The 18,248-nt window shown below is 56.3% G+C and carries 19 protein-coding genes; 7 read left to right on the top strand and 12 right to left on the bottom strand.

The genetic code is table 11. The features are described 5' to 3' along the window. The 5 genes from C1N58_RS07705 to C1N58_RS07685 all read right to left on the bottom strand — a co-directional run bounded on the left by C1N58_RS07705 (position 1) and on the right by C1N58_RS07685 (position 5,190). Positions 1–720, bottom strand: a complete 720-nt coding sequence (locus C1N58_RS07705; protein WP_394564757.1) for a hypothetical protein — start codon at positions 718–720, stop codon at positions 1–3. Positions 721–799: 79 nt separating this feature from the next. After that, entirely contained in the window at positions 800–1,189 is a 390-nt protein-coding gene (locus tag C1N58_RS07700; RefSeq protein ID WP_006119165.1) for a RidA family protein, read from the bottom strand. Between the two features lie 9 nt (positions 1,190–1,198). Beyond that, the gene (locus tag C1N58_RS07695; protein ID WP_054633748.1) at positions 1,199–2,530 is read right to left on the bottom strand and encodes an NAD(P)/FAD-dependent oxidoreductase; all 1,332 of its coding nucleotides are present in this window, start codon (positions 2,528–2,530) and stop codon (positions 1,199–1,201) included. 23 nt (positions 2,531–2,553) lie between these two features. Then, positions 2,554–4,026 carry an aldehyde dehydrogenase family protein gene (locus tag C1N58_RS07690; protein ID WP_394550754.1) on the bottom strand — a complete coding sequence of 491 codons (1,473 nt, stop codon included), beginning with the start codon at positions 4,024–4,026 and terminating at the stop codon, positions 2,554–2,556. A gap of 33 nt (positions 4,027–4,059) precedes the next feature. Next, positions 4,060–5,190 (bottom strand): alanine racemase, encoded by a 1,131-nt coding sequence (locus C1N58_RS07685; protein WP_394564873.1) that lies wholly within the window; start codon positions 5,188–5,190, stop codon positions 4,060–4,062. A gap of 93 nt (positions 5,191–5,283) precedes the next feature. On the opposite strand from C1N58_RS07685, the gene C1N58_RS07680 reads away from it, so the two are divergent. The 4 genes from C1N58_RS07680 to C1N58_RS07665 all read left to right on the top strand — a co-directional run bounded on the left by C1N58_RS07680 (position 5,284) and on the right by C1N58_RS07665 (position 8,336). Further along, a complete protein-coding gene (locus C1N58_RS07680) occupies positions 5,284–6,198 on the top strand; it encodes a LysR substrate-binding domain-containing protein (RefSeq protein WP_058708131.1) in 915 nt (304 codons plus the stop codon). A gap of 333 nt (positions 6,199–6,531) precedes the next feature. Beyond that, on the top strand, positions 6,532–7,095 hold the full coding sequence (locus C1N58_RS07675) for a fasciclin domain-containing protein (RefSeq protein ID WP_006119170.1): 564 nt from the start codon (positions 6,532–6,534) through the stop codon (positions 7,093–7,095). Positions 7,096–7,137: 42 nt separating this feature from the next. Next, on the top strand, positions 7,138–7,692 hold the full coding sequence (locus tag C1N58_RS07670; RefSeq protein WP_058708130.1) for an RNA polymerase sigma factor: 555 nt from the start codon (positions 7,138–7,140) through the stop codon (positions 7,690–7,692). Beyond that, entirely contained in the window at positions 7,689–8,336 is a 648-nt protein-coding gene (locus C1N58_RS07665) for an anti-sigma factor (protein WP_058708129.1), read from the top strand. Before C1N58_RS07670 ends, C1N58_RS07665 begins: the two co-directional genes overlap by 4 nt. A 45-nt stretch (positions 8,337–8,381) precedes the next feature. On the opposite strand, the gene C1N58_RS07660 is transcribed toward C1N58_RS07665, so the two are convergent. Beyond that, a complete protein-coding gene (locus C1N58_RS07660) occupies positions 8,382–9,767 on the bottom strand; it encodes a methyl-accepting chemotaxis protein (RefSeq protein ID WP_394564756.1) in 1,386 nt (461 codons plus the stop codon). Between the two features lie 39 nt (positions 9,768–9,806). Further along, positions 9,807–10,025, bottom strand: a complete 219-nt coding sequence (locus tag C1N58_RS07655; RefSeq protein ID WP_394564755.1) for a hypothetical protein — start codon at positions 10,023–10,025, stop codon at positions 9,807–9,809. A gap of 828 nt (positions 10,026–10,853) precedes the next feature. On the opposite strand from C1N58_RS07655, the gene kup reads away from it, so the two are divergent. Further along, on the top strand, positions 10,854–12,722 hold the full coding sequence (gene kup / locus C1N58_RS07650; RefSeq protein WP_394564754.1) for a low affinity potassium transporter Kup: 1,869 nt from the start codon (positions 10,854–10,856) through the stop codon (positions 12,720–12,722). Positions 12,723–12,781: 59 nt separating this feature from the next. Here the strand turns inward: kup and C1N58_RS07645 are convergent, their stop codons facing one another. Then, complete coding sequence (locus C1N58_RS07645) at positions 12,782–13,060, bottom strand: hypothetical protein (protein ID WP_394564753.1); 279 nt, start codon at positions 13,058–13,060, stop codon at positions 12,782–12,784. Beyond that, positions 13,054–13,392: an FMN-binding negative transcriptional regulator gene (locus C1N58_RS07640; protein ID WP_394564752.1), complete on the bottom strand. Its 339-nt coding sequence runs from the start codon at positions 13,390–13,392 to the stop codon at positions 13,054–13,056. Before C1N58_RS07640 ends, C1N58_RS07645 begins: the two co-directional genes overlap by 7 nt. Before the next feature lie 97 nt (positions 13,393–13,489). Between C1N58_RS07640 and C1N58_RS07635 the strand changes: the two genes are divergently transcribed. Further along, positions 13,490–13,906 (top strand): GFA family protein, encoded by a 417-nt coding sequence (locus C1N58_RS07635; RefSeq protein ID WP_054633743.1) that lies wholly within the window; start codon positions 13,490–13,492, stop codon positions 13,904–13,906. A 5-nt stretch (positions 13,907–13,911) separates the two neighbouring features. Here the strand turns inward: C1N58_RS07635 and C1N58_RS07630 are convergent, their stop codons facing one another. Continuing rightward, positions 13,912–15,015 (bottom strand): HipA domain-containing protein, encoded by a 1,104-nt coding sequence (locus C1N58_RS07630; RefSeq protein ID WP_394564751.1) that lies wholly within the window; start codon positions 15,013–15,015, stop codon positions 13,912–13,914. Further along, a complete protein-coding gene (gene hipB / locus C1N58_RS07625; RefSeq protein ID WP_033741710.1) occupies positions 15,015–15,254 on the bottom strand; it encodes a type II toxin-antitoxin system antitoxin HipB in 240 nt (79 codons plus the stop codon). The genes C1N58_RS07630 and hipB overlap by 1 nt, the downstream gene beginning before the upstream one ends. A gap of 113 nt (positions 15,255–15,367) precedes the next feature. Here hipB and C1N58_RS07620 point away from each other — a divergent pair, with 113 nt between their 5' ends. Beyond that, a complete protein-coding gene (locus C1N58_RS07620) occupies positions 15,368–15,820 on the top strand; it encodes a GNAT family N-acetyltransferase (protein ID WP_039340309.1) in 453 nt (150 codons plus the stop codon). Positions 15,821–15,858: 38 nt separating this feature from the next. On the opposite strand, the gene C1N58_RS07615 is transcribed toward C1N58_RS07620, so the two are convergent. After that, a complete protein-coding gene (locus tag C1N58_RS07615; protein WP_394564750.1) occupies positions 15,859–18,237 on the bottom strand; it encodes a glycoside hydrolase family 3 N-terminal domain-containing protein in 2,379 nt (792 codons plus the stop codon). Positions 18,238–18,248: the final 11 nt, after the last annotated feature.

Below are 18,248 nucleotides of genomic sequence, written 5' to 3'. Positions count from 1 at the left end.
TTACCGACGCGCGTAAAACGCTTGAAAAACAGTCACCGGTGCGCTGACCGCCAGCGGCTGAAGCGGAAAACCGGTCGCCAGGCGGGAAGGATGAAACTCGCCCTGAATATGCTGATACAAGTGCGACGCACGTTCTGCTCTGAGGCTACCGTCCCAGCGCAAAAACTGTCCCCAGAGCGGCATATTACGGTAGCGGTCCGTGACCGGCATGGCCGAACGCAGGTACGCGGGCGGAAACAGCCGACGATAGCGGTGATGATGGTAGAGCCACGACAGCCCACGAAGGGTTTTTATCGCGGGCGTGAGGGTCACTATCTGCGCCAGTAAACCGCACAATTCGCGCTGACGCGCGGCGACCTCGCTGTCACACAGGGGCGAAACCGTTCCGTCAGTGCGGTCAAAATGAATGCGTGCGGACCGATCCGTTTCCAGACTGAATGAGAAACAGCCCGAACGCCCCACCATATCGGGTGGGGCAACAGGCGGCCGGGATTGCCAGACAGCCAGCGTATACTCAGCATCTTTATCGGGGTTGTGCCGCAGGCCGCGAATATAGTCTGACCAGGCGGGAAGCTGAGGATCGAACCGCCGCCCGCACCCCAGACGAATAAAAATGTTCGTGTAATCCATAATCGCGTTGGCCAGCGGCATGCCTGTGCCTGACGCCACCCAGGCCGCGAAACAGAGTTGTATCCTGAAGAATTCAGCGGTGAGCTTCATGCCTGGCGGCCTTCTCCTGACGAGCATATGCGCATTTTACCATCCCTTACGGCGACGCGCCGCGGGCAAAGCGCGCCGTTCAACGCGTCTGCACCGCCGTCGCTTCAATCTCTAACAGGACACCATAATGCAGTCCGGAAACCGGCACCACAGCGCGGGCGGGTTTCCAGCTCCCCAGCCACTGCGCGTAAAGCGCATTAAAATCATCCCATAATGCGATGTCAGCCAGATAGACTCTGACCATCACCAGTTGTGATCGGGTAAGATTCTCCTGGCGCAGGCAGGTATCCAGACTGGCAAAGACCTGCAGGACCTGATCGGCAAAGGGCGCGGCGCTGAGCATCTCCCCTGCGGGCGTGGCCGGTAACAGACCCGAAATAAACATCATTCCTGCCCCCAGACAATAGTGGGAGTAATGACCGGGATGCGGCTGGTCATTGATATCTCGCGCCTGCAATCGCTGAAGCATATTTTCTCCTTACATCATGCCGGGTTGTTTCAGGGCGCTGCCATCGCGGAAACGGCTGTAACGGAACGCCGTGGGGTCCACGATGGGATCATCACCGGTCACCAGATCGGCCGTCAGGCGGCCGGCACCGGGACCGATGCCAAAGCCATGCCCACTGTAGCCCGCCGACAGAACCAGACCGGGAAGCTGTGGCACGGTGGAGATGACCGGTATATCGTCAGGCATACAGTCGATGACGCCGCCCCAGGCCTGCGTGACTCGCAGCCCGGCCAGCGCAGGATACTCACGGCCGATGGCCATCAGCCCCTTTTCCACCACGCCGTCCGACACCGTCGGGTCCAGAATGCGGATTTTTTCAAAGGGGGACGGGCGCTCCATTGACCAGCGCGCCAGCGACTCCGGTCCCTGTAGAAAGGAGGTCAGGCGGATTTTGGTTTCCAGATTGAGCCGACGTGCTTTATATAACGGGAAGAACTGACGGGCATATTTCAGCCCCTGAATGCCGGGCTCAAGACGACCCGTGCCGGACAGTGCGATGGTATAACCGCCGTCCGATCGTGGCCGACAGGCAAACGCATCCGTATAGAAAGGCCGGGTAATCACCTGTTCGACGGGATAAGTACGAAACGCACTGCCGATGACATTACCCGCAGGTAAATCGATGCCGTGCCGGCGACAAAACAGCGATGTCCAGGCACCTGCGGCGCAGACCACGCGCGAGGTTTTAATCAGACCTCTTTCCGTGATCACCCCGCTCACCTGACCTGCCGAAATATCCAGCCCGCGCACCGCACAGCGCTGAAACAGAAAGGCGCCCTTTTTCACCGCCGCCTCCATCAGGCCTGGCGCGGCAAGCGCGGGATCGGCATAACCGTCATCGGGTGAATGCACGCCGCCTTTCCACGCTGTGCGGCTACCGGGCGTCATGGCTTTTGCCTCTGCGGCATTGAGAATCTGGCTACGAATGCCGTACTGCTTCGCCATTTTCCCCCAGTTATCCCAGTTGCGGATGTCCTTTTCCGTGCACGTTGCATAGACCAGCCCGGTGGCGCGGAATCCTACGTCCATGCCGATTTCCTTGCTCAGTTCATGCCAGCGTTGCAGCGCATGCAGGATCAGCGGGATCTCCCGTTCATCCCGGTTAAGCTGGCGGCACCAGCCCCAGTTACGGCTTGACTGTTCAGCCCCGACCAGGCCCTTTTCGATCACCGCCACCCTATAGCCTTTTTGGGTGAGCGCCCAGCAGGTTGCCGCGCCGACAATGCCTGCCCCAATAATCACTACATCCACCGAGTCGGGAAAATGCGTACTGTCCTGAACCAGCCTGAGCGGTGCGGGCATAATATCTGCTCTCCAGCGAAAGGTTAAAAATCGATTAATACGCTTTTATAGCGCTGACAGGCCTCAAAGGCCTGGCGGCCCAGATCTTTACCAAAGCCGGATCCCTGAAAACCGCCGGTAGGGATAATGAAATCCCAGGTGCGGCGATAGCGGTTAACCCACACCGTTCCGCTGTCCAGCGCGCGCATTAAGCGCATCGCCCGTGGCATGTTCAAGGTGTGGACGCCCGCGCACAGGCCAAAGACCGCATGCTGCGCCAGCGCCAGGGCTTCTTCCTCATCGGTAAAGGTCTGAATGGTCAGCACCGGTCCAAAAATCTCTTCGTGCAACGCCACGTTATCCGGGCCGACGTTCTCCAGCAGTGTGGGCTGCCAGAACCAGCCTTCTTTCGTATTGTCGTAGCGTTTTCCACCCACCAGCACCCGCGCACCCTGAGCGACGGACTGCGCAATAATCGTGGCCACTTTTTCACCCTGGCGTGCGTCAATCAGCGGACAATAACGTGTTGACGCGTGCCAGGTCATGCCGGGCACGGGTTTCTGACAGCGTGCAATCAGCTTTTCTGTAACACGTTCAGCAATGCCTTTCTGAATAATCAAACGTGTTCCGGACACGCAGGCCTGACCGGCATTCACCGTGAATCCCAGAAAGAGGCGCTCGGCAATCTCGTCGGCGTCGCCGGCGTCATCAAAGACCAGCTGCGGGCTTTTGCCGCCCAGCTCCAGCGTGACCGGTTTAGTGCCGTGCAGGGCCGCCTGGCTCATAATCGCCGCACCGGTGGCAGTGGAGCCGGTAAAGGAGACCTTGCGCACCAGCGGATGCGTTACCAGCGCATTACCGGTGACCTTGCCGCTGCCCTGGATCACATTCAGCACACCGGATGGGATCCCCGCCTGCACCGCCAGTTCGGCCAGACGGGCCGTTGAAAACGGCGTCAGTTCAGACGGCTTCAGCACCACCGCGTTACCTGCCGCCAGAGCCGGGCCGCATTTCCAGGAAGCCATTGACAGGGGAAAATTCCACGGCGTGATTGCGCCGATCACCCCATAGGGCTCAGGCACCAGCATGCCCAGGCTACTGTGCTGCGTTGGAAACACGTCACCGCTGTATTTGTCCGCGCATTCGGCATAAAAACGCAGGGCCGCCGCGGTAAAGGGCACTTCGATATTGCGTGCATCGGTGACGGGTCGGGTCGATCCGACGGCTTCCAGCTGCGCCAGGTATTCACTGTCTTTTTCGATTAAGTCTGCCCAGCGCGAGAGGGCTGCACCCCGTTCTCGTGGCGAACAACCCGACCAGCCGCTGCTGATGCGCCGTGCTTCGGCCACGGTCACGGCATCGTCGACGGTACGGGCATCCGCCTCATGGATCTCTGCATAATGCTGACCGTCAGAAGGCCGTTTAATGCGCATAGCCTGACCGCTGGCGGATACAAATTGTCCGTCGATAAAGTGTCCGCTGGACAGGTGAACGTCATCGGGATTGAAATCAGTCATACGTGCCTCTTGAAAAAAGAAAGGAGCGGGACATCACCAGCCGGTGACGCGATGCCAGACTTCGTGTTCCCCGCTCTGGCTGTCCATTACCTGATACCGGGTGTGCATTCCGGCAGTGGCGCAGGCGTGATTGGGCAAAATCCGCAGCCGGGTCCCGAGCGAGAAATCCGTGACCTGGTGACCGCTGTCGGGCGGAATGGCGATAATGCCGTGTTCCTGATTGGTGGTCGACAGCAGGAGTCCGGTGGATCGCCCTTCGCTGTCACATACCAGGCCGTAGCCATAGTCGGTTTTTTGCGAGGCGGTGCCACGGTCGCGCGACATCGACATCCAGCCTGCATCGACAAACAGCCAGCCTTTTTCAGCGTTGTGGCCAATTACCGTGGTGACAACAGAAAGCGCGATATCGTCGGCGGTGCAGACGCCGAGGTTGGTCATAAACAGATCGAAAGTGGAAAACACCCCGGCGCGCACTTCCGTTACCCCGTCTAAATCCCTTACGGCATGGGCCGTGGGCGTCGATCCCACGCTCACCACCGGACAGGTCACGCCAGCCGCGCGAAGGCGCTTAGCCGCTTTGATGGCGGCCTGGCACTCCGCCCGTGCCGCCTGTGCAATCTCGTCCTGCGTACGGCAGTGATACGATTCCCCTGCGTGAGTTAACACCCCTTCGACATGCATTCCGTTCTGCTGCAAATACGCGCCAATGTCGGTCAGGGCGCTGTCGTCCGGTTTTATGCCGCCCCGATGACCGTCGCAGTCAATCTCGATAAACACGCTAAAGGCCACCTGATGCTGCTGCCCGTATGCAGATATGGCCTGCGCCTGTGTCAGACTGTCGAGCAGAAGATGCACCTGGGCACCCTGACGAAGACAGGCCGCGATGCGCGGCAGCTTGTCCGGCGCAATCCCCACGGCATAAAGGATATTGCGGTAACCTGCGGCAGCAAACGCCTCGGCTTCAGCCAGTGTGGACACCGTGGCCGGTGAAGCCCGGTCACGCAGTAGCCAGGGGGCCGACTGTACCGTGCGTAACGTTTTCAGATGGGGGCGAATCTGACAGTGCAGGCTATCAATATGATCGTAGAGCCTGCGGATATTCCGCCTGAACTTCACTTTGTCCAGCAGCAGATACGGCGTTGTCAGTAAGGGATCGTTAAGCATCATTGTCTGTCCTGAGGGGTTTACTGGATGCTCTCATCAATGCATTTAGTTTAAAATGCAGACACACCCAATTAATGATTAGGTTTGAACCTAATGATCAACAGTGACGATCTGCGGTTTTTTCAGGTGATCTCCGCCAGCGCGACCCTGGCCGCCGCCGCCCGCTATCTGGATATCACACCACCGTCCGTGACCCAGCGGCTGCAGCACATTGAACAAAAAATGGGCATCAAGCTTATTTTGCGTCCGGCAAAACGGATCATTCTGACCGACGAAGGCGAAGCGTTATTAGCACGCGCGCGGCTGATTTTGCATGAGCTGGACCAGCTACAGGATGTGATTGACCAGACCCGAAACCGGATAAGCGGCACGTTGCGGGTACTGGCTCCGCTGGGCTTTGGCTCGGAATATATCGCGCCCTTGCTCTCCGATTATGTTGACCAGCATCCCGATCTCAGCGTGGATCTGATGCTTTCAGATAACCCGAACTGGATGCAGGCCGATAAATGGGACGTGGCGATCTATATTGGCAACCTGCGGGACTCGTCGTTGTACAGCACCCGAATTGCACCTAACCGCCGCGTGCTGTGCGCTTCGCCGGATTATCTGCAGCGCCACGGTGTGCCCACGCATCCCGCTGAACTCACGCAGCACCACTGTCTGGTTATCCGTGAAAATGCTGAGGACGTGACTCGTTGGGTGTTTGCGCATCAGCATGATCCGATCACCGTCAAAATTACGCCCCGTCTGGCAAGTAACGATGGTCGGGTGATTAAACGCTGGGCGCTGCAAGGCAAAGGGATTATGGTGCGCTCAATCTGGGACATCAGCAGTGAAATTAAACAGGGGCGACTGGTCCCACTCCTGCCTGAATTTATGCTGCCGCCCGCCGACATTGCCGCGCTGACCAGCATGCCAGAAATTAAACGCCTGCCCCGTACTCAGGGCTTTATTACGTTACTGAAAACCACCTTTAGCACGCCGCCGTGGATGCAGAACGAACAGTAGCCACAGGTCTTGTTGGGGGGACAGGTGTGCTTCGCGGTCCACAGGGCTTATCAGCCGCTCACGCCAGCTGTTGCGAACGGCATGAGGTCTGAAGCACACAGGAAACGGGTTGAGTGTGCTTCAAACGCTTTGTATTAGTGACGGTATCGCCAGGCCGGACAGCCCGTGAAAATTGTGCTTAAACGGCTACGCGTGCTTGACCGTACCCGTGCGCCCGCCTCCAGCGGATAAATCTTCGTAAAAAAAATTATTTTTTTCTGCATCCAGTGACGCCCCTGCTCTCGTATCTCTCTTTGCAAGACACTTACCCACTCTCTCTTATGAGGATTTACGATGAAAAAGTTCTTCGCTGTTGCCGTAGTTTCAAGCGCATTCCTGTTTACTGCCGCCTCATTTGCCGCAATGGAGTCGGGCTCCGTGATGGTCGGTGGCGCTGCGATGTACCCTCAGAAAAATATCGTTGAGAATGCGGTGAATTCGAAAGATCACACCACGCTGGTGGCGGCGGTGAAGGCGGCCGGTCTGGTTGACACACTACAGGGTAAAGGGCCGTTTACCGTCTTTGCCCCGACCAATGCCGCGTTCGCGAAACTGCCCGCCGGTACCGTCGATAATCTGCTTAAGCCAGAAAACAAAGCGCAGTTGACCAGCGTCCTGACCTACCATGTTGTGGCAGGCAAATACGACATGAAAGCGCTGGAGAACAAGATTAAGCAAGGCGGCGGTCATGCTGAACTGAAAACCGTTAACGGCCAGCCGTTGTGGATTATGAATAATGGCCCACACAATATTCAGCTGAAAGATGCACAGGGTAACGTGGCCAATATCAGTACGTATGACGTCAACCAGAAAAATGGCGTAATAGATGTGATTGATACCGTATTAATGCCGAAGTAATTCTCTATACTCGAACGGAAAATCACATCATTCAGGATGATTATGGACAAGGTGCAGGCAGTGGAGCAGGTAACCCTGATGCAGGCGATCGTGAAAGGCGATCGCCTGGCGTTCGAAAAACTGTATCGGCAAACCTCGCCGCACCTTTTTGCCATTGCCTTACGGATGTTGCGCCATCGCCCCTGGGCGGAAGAAGTGCTGCATGACTGCTTTCTCACCATCTGGAGCAAAGCGGAGACCTACGATCCAGCGCTGAGCGCGCCGATGACCTGGATGACGCAGATCGTTCGTCATCGTTGTATTGACTGGTTACGTAGCGGACAGGCGCGCATGGCCAGTACAGAAGAACCGCATGATGATGCCCTGCTGGTCGTCGATGCCGACGAACCAGACAGCAGGCCCGATGATGCCCAGGCTGCGCGCCTGCGTCGCTGTATGGAAAACCTAAGCAGCGAGCAACGGCAGAGCGTTACGCTGGCCTATTATCAGGGCATGTCACACAGCGATATTGCTCACTGGCTACAGCAGCCGGTAGGTTCGGTGAAAAGCTGGATCCGCCGTGCCATGGCCCACCTTCGGGAATGTGTCGGACTATGAACAGACAACAACGTGACGACGCACTCTCTGCCGAGTACGCCATTGGTACGCTGCGTGGCCCCGCCCGGTTACGCTTTCAGACGCGCCTGCTGACCGAGCCAGAGCTGGCCGAACAGGTTGCCAAATGGCAAACGTTACTCGCTGGGCTGGACAGTCAACTGATACCCGAAATCCCGCCGGATCGGGTCTGGAAGAAAATTGTCCTGAATCTGCCCGCAAAACCCGCTGCCCGCCCTGCCCGCCGCGCCGCACTGGGCTGGATGGTAGCGGCGGCCATTGCGGTCCTTGCCCTTTTTTCCTGGCGCATGTTTTACGTGCCAGAGTTTACCCCGCTTACCGTCATGAGTGACGTTCAGCAACACAGCCAATGGGTGGTCAGCGCCGACCACGATTTAACCCAGTTACGGGTGACGCCATTGCCGCCGGTAACGGCTGACAGCCACACCAGCCTGCAGTTATGGCTGATTCCACCAGGCAGTCGTCCCATTTCGCTGGGGTTACTTAACGCTGAACAAGCCACCCAACTGGCACTGAAACGGCAAGATTCCCTGAAAAACGCGGTGGTCGCCATCAGCCGGGAGCCGCGGGGCGGCTCACCGACGGGGCAACCCACCGGGCCCGTACTCTACAGTGGTAAAATATAGGCCCGACACGCAGTGGCAGTCCTGTCACTGCGTGTCACCGACATATCAGAAATGTTGCCAGTTTGCGTCCTGATTTGATGCCGATACGCTCGCCATCGCGAAGGCGGGTTTGAGCGGCGCCACCGTGCGCGCCTGTACAGCGGGAGCCTGGGTCAGCACGAAGGCGGCAACCAGATCATTCAGTGCACCTGCCTGATCCATCAGCGAGCGCGATGCTGACGATGCTTCCTGCACCAGCGCGGCGTTCTGCTGCGTAACGTCATCCATCTGATGCACAGCCTGATGGACCTGACTGATGCCCAGCGACTGCTCCTGAGACGCAATGGCAATCTCATCAACCAGATCGGTGACCTGGCGAATTGCATCATTCATGCGCCCCATATTTTCCCCGACCTGCTCTGCCTGGCTGACGCCCGTTTCCACATAACGCATCGACGATTCGATCAGATCTTTAATCTCCCGTGCGGAGGCCGACGAGCGTTGGGCAAGATTACGCACTTCGCCGGCCACCACGGCAAAGCCACGCCCCTGCTCGCCGGCACGGGCGGCCTCAACGGCGGCGTTGAGTGCCAGGATATTGGTCTGAAACGCCACACCTTCAATCAGCGCGATGATGGCGGTGATTTTCTCCGAACTCTGTTTTATGTCGGTCATGGTGCCTAACATGGTGTGCACTTTGTCAGAGCTGTCACTGGATATCTCACGCGCGTTTTTAGACAACTGGCTGGCAAGACGGGTATTTTCAGCCGTCTGACGAACCGTTTCGCTCAGTTCAGACATGCTGGCCGCCGTTTCCTCAAGCGACGCGGCCTGCTGTTCGGTTCGTGAGGAGAGATCTTCGTTACCGGCTGAAATTTGCGACGAGGCCGTGCTGACCGAGTGGGCGGACCGTTCGACGGCAGACAAAGACTGCGCCACATTCTCCACCAAAGCATTAAATGCTTTTGCCGTTAACCCGATTTCATCTTTACGTGCGTCATCGGCACGCAGCGTTAAATCAAGCCGCTCGCTGGCGTGCTCCATGGTTGTGCGCATACCATTCAGATGGCGACGAATGCTTAATATAGTACGAACAGATAACGCGCCCAATATCAGGATAATGGCGCTGGAACCGGCGATTAAGGCCCATAAGGTTTGATGATAAACGCGGTTATTTTCTTTTTGAAAAGCCGCGCCCACCTGCACATTAAACTGCAGTTGGTTCTGATAACTTTCAATGAGATCACGGATAGACTGCCCCACACCGTCCGGGCCTTGCAAGGCGGAAAGAGAATGAGCGTCATCATGCGAACGCGAGTATTCAAGGAAGGCAGGTAAGCGCGTCTGGATCTGTTTAATCAGTGCCAGCGCATGTTCACTTAACTGCTTATCCTGATCGTTGGTAATTTCATTTTTTAAATAGAACAGGGTCAGGCCTTTCAGCGTATCCATCTTCGCAGTGATTTCTTTTTCGAACTCAACCTGCTTAGCCTAATCTTTGGCACTCTGGTGGCGATAAAGCGATACGTTAACCCGATTACTGCCGTTGACCATTTTATCAAGGTCTACAATTGAAGGTAGCGTGTTGTCTTGCACGTACTGAAAACGCGACTGAAAGCCTGCTAACACCATGATGACGATCACTACCATCGCGACCATGGCGGCGGAGAGTAGAGAAAACGTCAGGAAAAGTCGCTGTGTAATAGTCATATTAAAACCCCGAATATTAAGACGGTAATTCTGTAAGTAATGCTGAATAACGCCAGCAATAAATATATCGACGCTTCAGGCATTAGCATTAATGTCAGATGGTGCTGTGTCGCAACGATATCAGGACAAAACGTTTATTTTCATAAAAACAGATTAGCCCGCTGAATGAGAGTTTGACTATTAAAGGCAGAAAGGAAAATTAAAAAGAAGAAGTGATAATGATTAAAAATAAACGAAATTTATTTTCAGCCATCGTTTATCCAACCTTATTTAAAACGACGCACGACATTAATCAGTAAAAGTTGGCTAAAGACAGCGCAAAATCGTCTTCACTCCCTGCCCACGACACCGTATTTGTCTTTTATTTTTTGAAATTAATTAGCCTTAAAAAATCGCCTGCCACATTAATCATAAATAAGGACTATTAAAAAATATTTTTTTAAAACGGCAGAGGCTGCGTGGTGTTTCCTGTACGGGCTGATTACACTTTGAGGAACTGTTCTGAGCGTGCACGGACGCGTCCGCATGCTGTTACGAGGGAGGCAGCGTTGAGATGAGACCTTATCCGCGTGTGTTGACCTGGCAGGCGAATCACGCGTCAGGGGGAAACGGTAGCGGTAAAGGGTCAGCGTCAGGCCTCACTGCCGGATAAATCGACAGTTGTATAAAAATGCCGTAAAAATAAAGCGCAAAGCTGTAAAAATGCAGTACATAACATCACCAGCTACTCCCTAATTCACAGCAAAACGCGTAATGTCATGCTCAGCGTCAACCGGTGTAACTGTCGGTTTGAAGCTTATGATGACGTGAAATACAACAGGACATTAAATGGCCCAGTCTGAAAAGCAATCCCTTCCAGCCGGTATGCTGGCAGCAGCAGGGATCGTATTTGGTGATATCGGTACCAGCCCGCTTTATACCTTAAAAGAGTGTCTTTCTATCCTTCCTTCTGGCGCGGTCACCGAAGAAGCCGTGATGGGCTTTCTGTCGCTGATCTTCTGGGGACTGATGCTGATTGTGACGGTGAAATATGTCATGTTCATCATGCGCGCCGATCACGATGGCGAAGGGGGAATACTGACCTTAATGTCGCTGGCCCGGCAAAATGTTGGCGCCACGCTCAGCCGCGTCATTGTGCTTGCCGGTTTGACGGGCGGCGCCTTTTTTTACGGCGACGGCATTATCACGCCGGCCATCTCAGTGCTGTCTGCCGTTGAGGGGATCGAGGTTGTTGCACCCGCGCTGGATCGCTATATCGTGCCGCTGGCTGTGGTGATTCTGACTCTGTTATTTGTGATTCAAAAACACGGCACTGAACGGGTCAGCCGCGTCTTTGGGCCGATTATGCTGGTGTGGTTTATCACCCTGGCGATACTGGGCGTGCACGGAATTCTGATGAATCCCCATGTTCTTCATGCGCTCAACCCGGCATTTGCGCTGAAATTTCTGCTGAATCATGAAGCCCTGTCTTTCGCAGCTTTGGGCATGGTGGTGCTGGCGGTGACCGGTGCGGAGGCCCTGTATGCTGACATGGGACATTTGGGGAAAACCCCCATCAGGCTGGCGTGGCTGATCATTGCCCTGCCTGCTCTGGTGCTGAACTATTTCGGTCAGGGGGCGCTGGTGCTGGCCAGTCCTGCCGCGATACAAAACCCGTTTTATATCCTGGCCCCGGTCTGGGCGCAGATTCCGTTAATCATCCTGTCGACGCTGGCCACCGTTATTGCGGCTCAGGCGATCATTAGTGGGGTTTATACCCTGACACATCAGGCAATTCGTCAGGGCTTTTTGCCGCCGATGCGCGTCATTTTCACCTCGGCAACCGAATCGGGACAAATCTACATTCCGGTAGTGAACTGGTTACTTTTCGGTGCGGTGACCGTCGTCATCCTGGCCTTCCGTCAGTCCTCGGCCCTCTCTTCGGCGTACGGCATCGTGGTGACCGGCACCATGGTTCTGACAGCCTGCCTGGCCGGTATCGTCGCCTTTAAAAACTGGAAATGGCCGCTGCCCGTGGCGCTGGTTTTCCTGCTCTGTATGTTGGCGATCGACGTTCCGTTGTTTATTTCCAACCTGATGAAACTGCTGTCGGGCGGCTGGGTTCCCGTGTTGCTGGCGATGACGATGCTGATGCTGATGCTGATCTGGAGCGGAGAGCGTTCAAGGCTCATTCGTCGTCTGACTGACGATCCCGTCAGGTTAAAAGCCCTGATTAGCTCGCTGGAGGCTTCGCCCCCGATGCGGGTTGGCGGTACGGCAATTTTTCTGACCCGCAAAGCGTATGAAATTCCGCAGGCGCTGCTGCATAACCTGAAACACAACCGGGTGCTGCATGAGCGGACGGTTCTTCTGCATATCAAAACGGTTGACCTGCCGCGTGTTCATAACCAGAAGCGCATCGCGCTACGTCAGCTTTCGCCGTCCTTCTGGCAGGTGACGGCCGAATACGGCTGGCATGAACGGCCTTCCATGAAAGATGTGTTGCACCTGTGCGGGCTGGAAGGATTTGGCTGTACGTTAAATGAGGCGTCGTTTTTCACCTCTCACGACACGCTGGTGATGAAGAAACGACGCGGTCTGGCACATGCCCGTGGTGCCATCTTCCATTTCTTCCAGCGCAATGCGTTACGTGCCCATGAACAGTTTATGATCCCGCCAAACCGCGTCATTGAGCTGGGTGGGCAAAAAGAGTTTTGATTGACGTACCCGTGCAGCGTCTTCATGTGACGCTGCACGGTTTATTCCCTCCTCAGCCTTTACGCGCCGTGGTGACGGGTCAGTACGTCTGGCCGGAAGCGGCTCAGCCAGTCCTGAGCAAAGCGCGCATAATCCGCATACGCACCGCCCTGGGCTGCCAGTTGCTGGAAAACATTAAGCTGTTCGGGTGGACGGCGATGCTGCCCAAGCTTCAGCGTGCCGCTGATGTGGCTAATCTCGATCCTGACACCGGTGATGCCCTGCATCAGTTTTTGTTGATAATCATCGGGAAGCCGTTGTTTATCCTGCCTCAGGCCCGGTTGAAACGCGGCTAACATTCTGTCCAGCGACTGGCCCAGTTCCGCCTGCTGATGCCTTTCACGCTGACGGCGGCATAGTTCCAGGTTGGAACGGCAGGTGACGCCAGATAGTAATCCGTACTGATAAAGGCATGCGGACCCAGAACGCTCAGCAGGCACGGCTGCTGCGCCAGCGCAACCCGTTGCGGATTATTGCGTGCCAGATGTGTTTCAAGAACGTTTTCACCGTTGAAGCAAAACGGAATATGGCTGATTTGCAGATCGCTGCTCACCAGCGTTCCAAACATGTGCTGCGTGAGAAAATGTCTGCACTCTTCCGGCGTCATGCTGGTGTCTTTTACGTTAAGCATTCACAATATCCTGGCTGAATTCCCTTTCGTCTTTATGCCATTAACCCCTCACCTCTGTCACGCTGCGAAACGTGACAGGATGAAAAAGGAGCAAGCGATGTCAGAAATCACTTCAGGACAGTGCCACTGTGGTGCGGTTGCGTTTACTGTTGAACTGCTGGATGGACTGAATACGGCCCGACGCTGTAACTGTTCATTTTGCCGGATGCGCGGTGCCGTGGTGGTGTTTGCCCCTGCTTCGGGGCTGACGATCCACAAAGGGAAAGCGGCGCTGAGTGAATACCGCTTTAATTCCGGACAGGCGGTGCATTATTTCTGCTCGGTTTGTGGTATTTACACCTTCCACCAGAGCCGCTCTAATCCCGAACAGTTCGGGGTTAACGCGGCGTGCCTGACAGGCGTTTCCCCTTTTGATTTCGCCTCCGTTCCCGTGACGGATGGCATGAACCATCCCAAAGATGGGGGCAAAGGCGGCGTGGCGGGACATCTGATTTACCAGCCGGAAACGTCATGATCCCTTCAGGTCAGCGAACGGACCTGTTCGAGCATCAGCAATGAATGGCTGAAAATCGCATCGGCCACCACCAGAGAAACCTCTTCTGGCAGGCTGTCACGTACCCTGATCATCGCAGCCGGTAAAGCAGATACAAAACCATTCAGGATAGCGTGCATATGCTCCTCACTGAACCGCACGCTGCGGGCACTGGCCAGAAAGTGTGAGGGCGCGATCTGCGTGATGCGATGCAGCTTGCCCGCCGGGCCAGTGACACCAAGGGGTAACTGGATGTCATCGCGGTCCATTTTGCGCTGAGAGCGCGCGGGCCAGGCGGAGACCAGACACCGAAACGGTGCCAGCCGAAAACTCCCCTCGCGCTCGATGAACAATCTGATATGTCGGGCATCCAGACTGGTGATGCCTGTTAACCACTGAAATACCAGGCAACGCATTATCGCTTCGCGATCGGTGAGCGCGCTGCGCGATCCCATCAGTAATCCCATCAGTGCCTCAAGGCCCGGACCGCCCGATTGTTCATGACTGCACGCGGGCGGGAATCCCAGCGCCTGGCACAGGTTTTCGGTGGGAAGGCGGTAGCACTGCGTCCGGTCCGCATTCCAGCGACGGTCGTCACGCGTGATGCACAATTGCCTGCCCCCGCCTTCCTGGCGAAGCAGCCTGGCATCCGGTACAGGCAGGCCCAGTTCACGCGCCAGCGCAAGACACAGAAAGGCGTTGTCGCTGTCGGCATGTGCGCTGGCCATGTCGGACATTATGGATTCGTCATCCAGCTCAACGGGCTGCTGGTTTACCGGCAGCATGATAAGTGCACCCGGTAACCGGTATCCCACTTTTTGCAATACGGCGAAAACCCCACAGGATTTTGTCTGGAAAGCCTGGTTCTTTTCCTTTTCTGTCAATGGGATGTGGCTGAGTAGATTTTCGAAGAAATAGCTCACCCTGACTGAGTGGTGGGCGGCACGTTGCAGCGGCAGTGACAGTGAGAGAGGCCGGGTGAGCGGATGCTGAAGCCAGCTGGCAGCGTACTGGAAGCTCAGCGTCCCGTCATGATGCTGCATTAACGTTCCGACCCGCTCACCGTTCATCCAGGCGATGAGTTTTGCCATTACCAGGCATCCTCCGCTGGCGTGGTCGGGGGCGTTTTGATCTGCAGCGCCAGAGCAATATCCAGCGCCTGCAAAATTTTAAACAGCGTTTCCAGTGAGGTAGACTCAGGATAATTTTCAAAATGAGACAGCGTTGCCTGTTTCAGGCCCACGCGTTTGGCCAGGTCGGTTTGGGTCCAGCCCTGCTGCTGACGCAGGCGTTTCAGCTGATTGGCTAACTGCCGGGGACTGTAAATCATCTTGCGCGCTCCATCATTCATCAGAATTTATCCCTTGGAGGGGATATTTATAGCGTAGATGCCCCTTTTGATAACGGCAATATTATCCCTTACAGGGGATATAAGGACAAAAAATGAGCAGGCCCGTTAACACCACTTTTTCGCTGACCGTGACTCACACGCTGAGTGAGCAGGACAAGCAGGATCTCTTTACCGGGCTGCGTGCCTGGAATCATCAGTTTATTGACACGGCGTTATGGGGACCGCTGTCGGTCATGTGTCGTCACGATCAGGGGCCGTTACAAGGCGGGCTGGCTGGCAGCATTAAAGGCCGCTGGCTGTGTATTGATTACCTGTGGGTCAGTGAAGCCCAACGTGGTGCGGGCCTGGGCGGTGAGCTGATTCGTGCTGCGGAACAGGCGGCTGTGGCCAGAGGCTGCCACAGCGCACAAGTGGATACCTTTAGCTTTCAGGCCCTGCCCTTTTACCAGAAACAGGGCTATGTCCTGAAAATGTCGCTGCCGGATTTTCCCGAAGCCGGTATGCAGCGTCATTACCTGACGAAAACGTTGTGCGAGCACACCTAAACTCGCCTGCCCATCCGCTTAATGGGCAGGCGAAGGCCTCAGTCGGCAACGTTGACCGAGCAGGTGCTTAACATCCGCCAGTGTGTCGGCAGCACACGCGTTTCTCCCGTTACCGTTACGGTGCTGACGCCATGAATATCACGGCACGAGGAACCTGCCTGCAACTCGAACTCACCCGGTTCGACAATACGTTTACCATCGCCACGGGTAAAGTTGAGCATATCGACAGGAAGCGTAAAGCACAGTTCGGCTGACGCGCCTGGCGCCAGCGTGACGCGCTGAAACGCTTTCAGTTCCTGAAGCGGGCGTACCCGGCTGGCGATTCGGTCACGAACATAGAGCTGGACCACTTCACTGCCCTGCCGTTCCCCCCGATTGGTCACGGTGATCCGCAGGCGGATCTCGCCATCGATCGCGACCTGATCCTGTTCAGGCTGAGGCGCGCCCCAGTCGAACGTCGTCCAGCCCAGACCGAAGCCAAACGGATAGCGTGCGCCAAAATGAAACGCGATGGGCGTTCCACCGCTTTTCAGTTTGTGGTTGTAATAGAACGGCATCGCGCCGACGTTTTTCGGGATACTGACCACCAGTCGCCCCTGCGGTTCTGCCCGCCCCGTCAGCACATCGGCAATCGCCCAGCCGCCTTCCTGGCCCGGCGCCCAGGCGAGCATAAAGGCCGCGACGCGCTCCTCCAGTCCTTGCAGGTTGTAAGGTCGCCCACCCGTCATCACCACAATCAGGGGCTTACCTGTGGCGGCCAGCGCCTCCAGCAGCGGCTGCTGAACGCCGGGCAGAGTCAGGCTGTCGGTATCCGATCCTTCGCCTACGGTGCCGCTTTGAAACAGCCCCGCCAGATCCCCCACGCAGGCAATCACGACATCGCTTTGTCGGGCAACCTTAACCGCCTCGTCAATCAACCCGGTATCCTGAGACACCGGCGACTGCTGCATTGGTTTCGCCCCGCTGTCCCCCGGGAAAACCGGCGCACCGGCGGTGCGGGTTTCAATGATATGGCACCCTTTGGCATAGCGGACCTGCTGTTCACCCAGATAGTGTTGCAGTGCGGCCAGCGGCGTGGTGACCTGCGATGTTTCTTCCAGCATATCGCTGATGATCAGGTGAACCGGAAAACTGTAGCCGCTCAGCAAAGCCAGCGGATCGTCAGCGCAGGGCCCGACTACCGCCACGCGCGCGCCGGTTTTCAGCGGCAGAATCCCGTTATTTTCCAGCAGCGTAATTGACTGTGTGGCGACCGTACGCGCTACCTGACGGGTTTCCTCGTGCTGAAGACAAATGTCCGCTTCACGGATGTATGGATCGTCGAATAACCCCAGGCGAAATTTTTCTGTCAGGATACGGCTGACAATACGGTCAATCGTTTCCATCGACAGCAGTTGACGGGATACCGCCTCGGCCAGATGACGCGCGCAGTCATCCTTAGGCAGTTCGACATCCAGACCGGCATTAAACGCCAGTGCCGCCGACTCCGCCGCATCCTGCGAAATGCCGTGATGCTGATGTAGCAAACTGACGCCGCCATAGTCCGCCACGATAAGGCCATCGAATCCCCACTGCTCCCGAAGCACGTCGGTCAGTAAAAAACGATCGCTGTGGCTGGGTTGATTATCGATGTCATGGTAAGCGGGCATGACCGAGCCGGCATTAGCCAGCTTTACGGCCATTTCGAACGGCAGCAGGAACGTGTCGTTCAGTTCGCAAAAACCGAGATGGACAGACGCATGATTGCGCGCACCTTCGCTAAATGAATGGCCTGCATAGTGTTTGAGCGTAGCCAGCAGATCGCGCCGCTCGCCCTGTAAACCTTCGACATAGGCCGTTGCCATCACGCCCACCAGCCAGGGATCTTCTCCAAAGGTTTCTTCCGTTCTGCCCCAGCGGACATCCCGTGACACATCCAGTACCGGAGCCAGCCCCTGCTTACAGCCAACGGAACGCGCTTCGGCACCAATATGCTGTGCCGCCCGTTTCACCAGCCCGGCATCCCAGGTAGAACCGTAGTTAAGCGAGGACGGAAAGAGCGTAGCGCCTTTGCAGAGTAAACCCACGAGGCACTCCTCATGAAACAGGGCCGGGATGCCAAGGCGCGATCCTTCAACCAGGTCGCGTTGTAAACGGTTCGCGGCACGCACGCCGGTGACGGCATCAACAATGTGCGTGCCCAAAGGACGGGTAATCTGACCGACGCCGTGCGTTAACCGCGCCTTCAGGATGGTGTGTTCGCTGACGCCCGTGAAGTCATCGCTCAAATCGCTTCGCGGCTGATGATTGCCCTGTTCATCCAGGATGAGCCAGTAGGCGTGCATCTGGGCGAACTTCTCTTCGGCCGTCATGCGCGACAACAGATCGTCTACGCGTACGTCAATGGGCTGATGAGGATCCTTATACATCTCGGTCATGTTTCTCTCCT

Source organism: Pantoea sp. SGAir0180 (assembly GCF_043546245.1).
Note: the sequence above shows the minus strand (reverse complement) of the source record. Positions and strands in the feature narration are given on the sequence as shown.

Bases quoted from the DNA above. Each gene is read 5' to 3' on its own strand.
- C1N58_RS07705 (WP_394564757.1), bottom strand. From the start codon at position 720: ATGAAGCTCACCGCTGAATTCTTCAGGATACAACTCTGTTTCGCGGCC.
- C1N58_RS07700 (WP_006119165.1), bottom strand. From the start codon at position 1,189: ATGCTTCAGCGATTGCAGGCGCGAGATATCAATGACCAGCCGCATCCC.
- C1N58_RS07695 (WP_054633748.1), bottom strand. From the start codon at position 2,530: ATGCCCGCACCGCTCAGGCTGGTTCAGGACAGTACGCATTTTCCCGAC.
- C1N58_RS07690 (WP_394550754.1), bottom strand. From the start codon at position 4,026: ATGACTGATTTCAATCCCGATGACGTTCACCTGTCCAGCGGACACTTT.
- C1N58_RS07685 (WP_394564873.1), bottom strand. From the start codon at position 5,190: ATGCTTAACGATCCCTTACTGACAACGCCGTATCTGCTGCTGGACAAA.
- C1N58_RS07680 (WP_058708131.1), top strand. From the start codon at position 5,284: ATGATCAACAGTGACGATCTGCGGTTTTTTCAGGTGATCTCCGCCAGC.
- C1N58_RS07675 (WP_006119170.1), top strand. From the start codon at position 6,532: ATGAAAAAGTTCTTCGCTGTTGCCGTAGTTTCAAGCGCATTCCTGTTT.
- C1N58_RS07670 (WP_058708130.1), top strand. From the start codon at position 7,138: ATGGACAAGGTGCAGGCAGTGGAGCAGGTAACCCTGATGCAGGCGATC.
- C1N58_RS07665 (WP_058708129.1), top strand. From the start codon at position 7,689: ATGAACAGACAACAACGTGACGACGCACTCTCTGCCGAGTACGCCATT.
- C1N58_RS07660 (WP_394564756.1), bottom strand. From the start codon at position 9,767: ATGGATACGCTGAAAGGCCTGACCCTGTTCTATTTAAAAAATGAAATT.
- C1N58_RS07655 (WP_394564755.1), bottom strand. From the start codon at position 10,025: ATGACTATTACACAGCGACTTTTCCTGACGTTTTCTCTACTCTCCGCC.
- kup (WP_394564754.1), top strand. From the start codon at position 10,854: ATGGCCCAGTCTGAAAAGCAATCCCTTCCAGCCGGTATGCTGGCAGCA.
- C1N58_RS07645 (WP_394564753.1), bottom strand. From the start codon at position 13,060: ATGTTAGCCGCGTTTCAACCGGGCCTGAGGCAGGATAAACAACGGCTT.
- C1N58_RS07640 (WP_394564752.1), bottom strand. From the start codon at position 13,392: ATGCTTAACGTAAAAGACACCAGCATGACGCCGGAAGAGTGCAGACAT.
- C1N58_RS07635 (WP_054633743.1), top strand. From the start codon at position 13,490: ATGTCAGAAATCACTTCAGGACAGTGCCACTGTGGTGCGGTTGCGTTT.
- C1N58_RS07630 (WP_394564751.1), bottom strand. From the start codon at position 15,015: ATGGCAAAACTCATCGCCTGGATGAACGGTGAGCGGGTCGGAACGTTA.
- hipB (WP_033741710.1), bottom strand. From the start codon at position 15,254: ATGATTTACAGTCCCCGGCAGTTAGCCAATCAGCTGAAACGCCTGCGT.
- C1N58_RS07620 (WP_039340309.1), top strand. From the start codon at position 15,368: ATGAGCAGGCCCGTTAACACCACTTTTTCGCTGACCGTGACTCACACG.
- C1N58_RS07615 (WP_394564750.1), bottom strand. From the start codon at position 18,237: ATGACCGAGATGTATAAGGATCCTCATCAGCCCATTGACGTACGCGTA.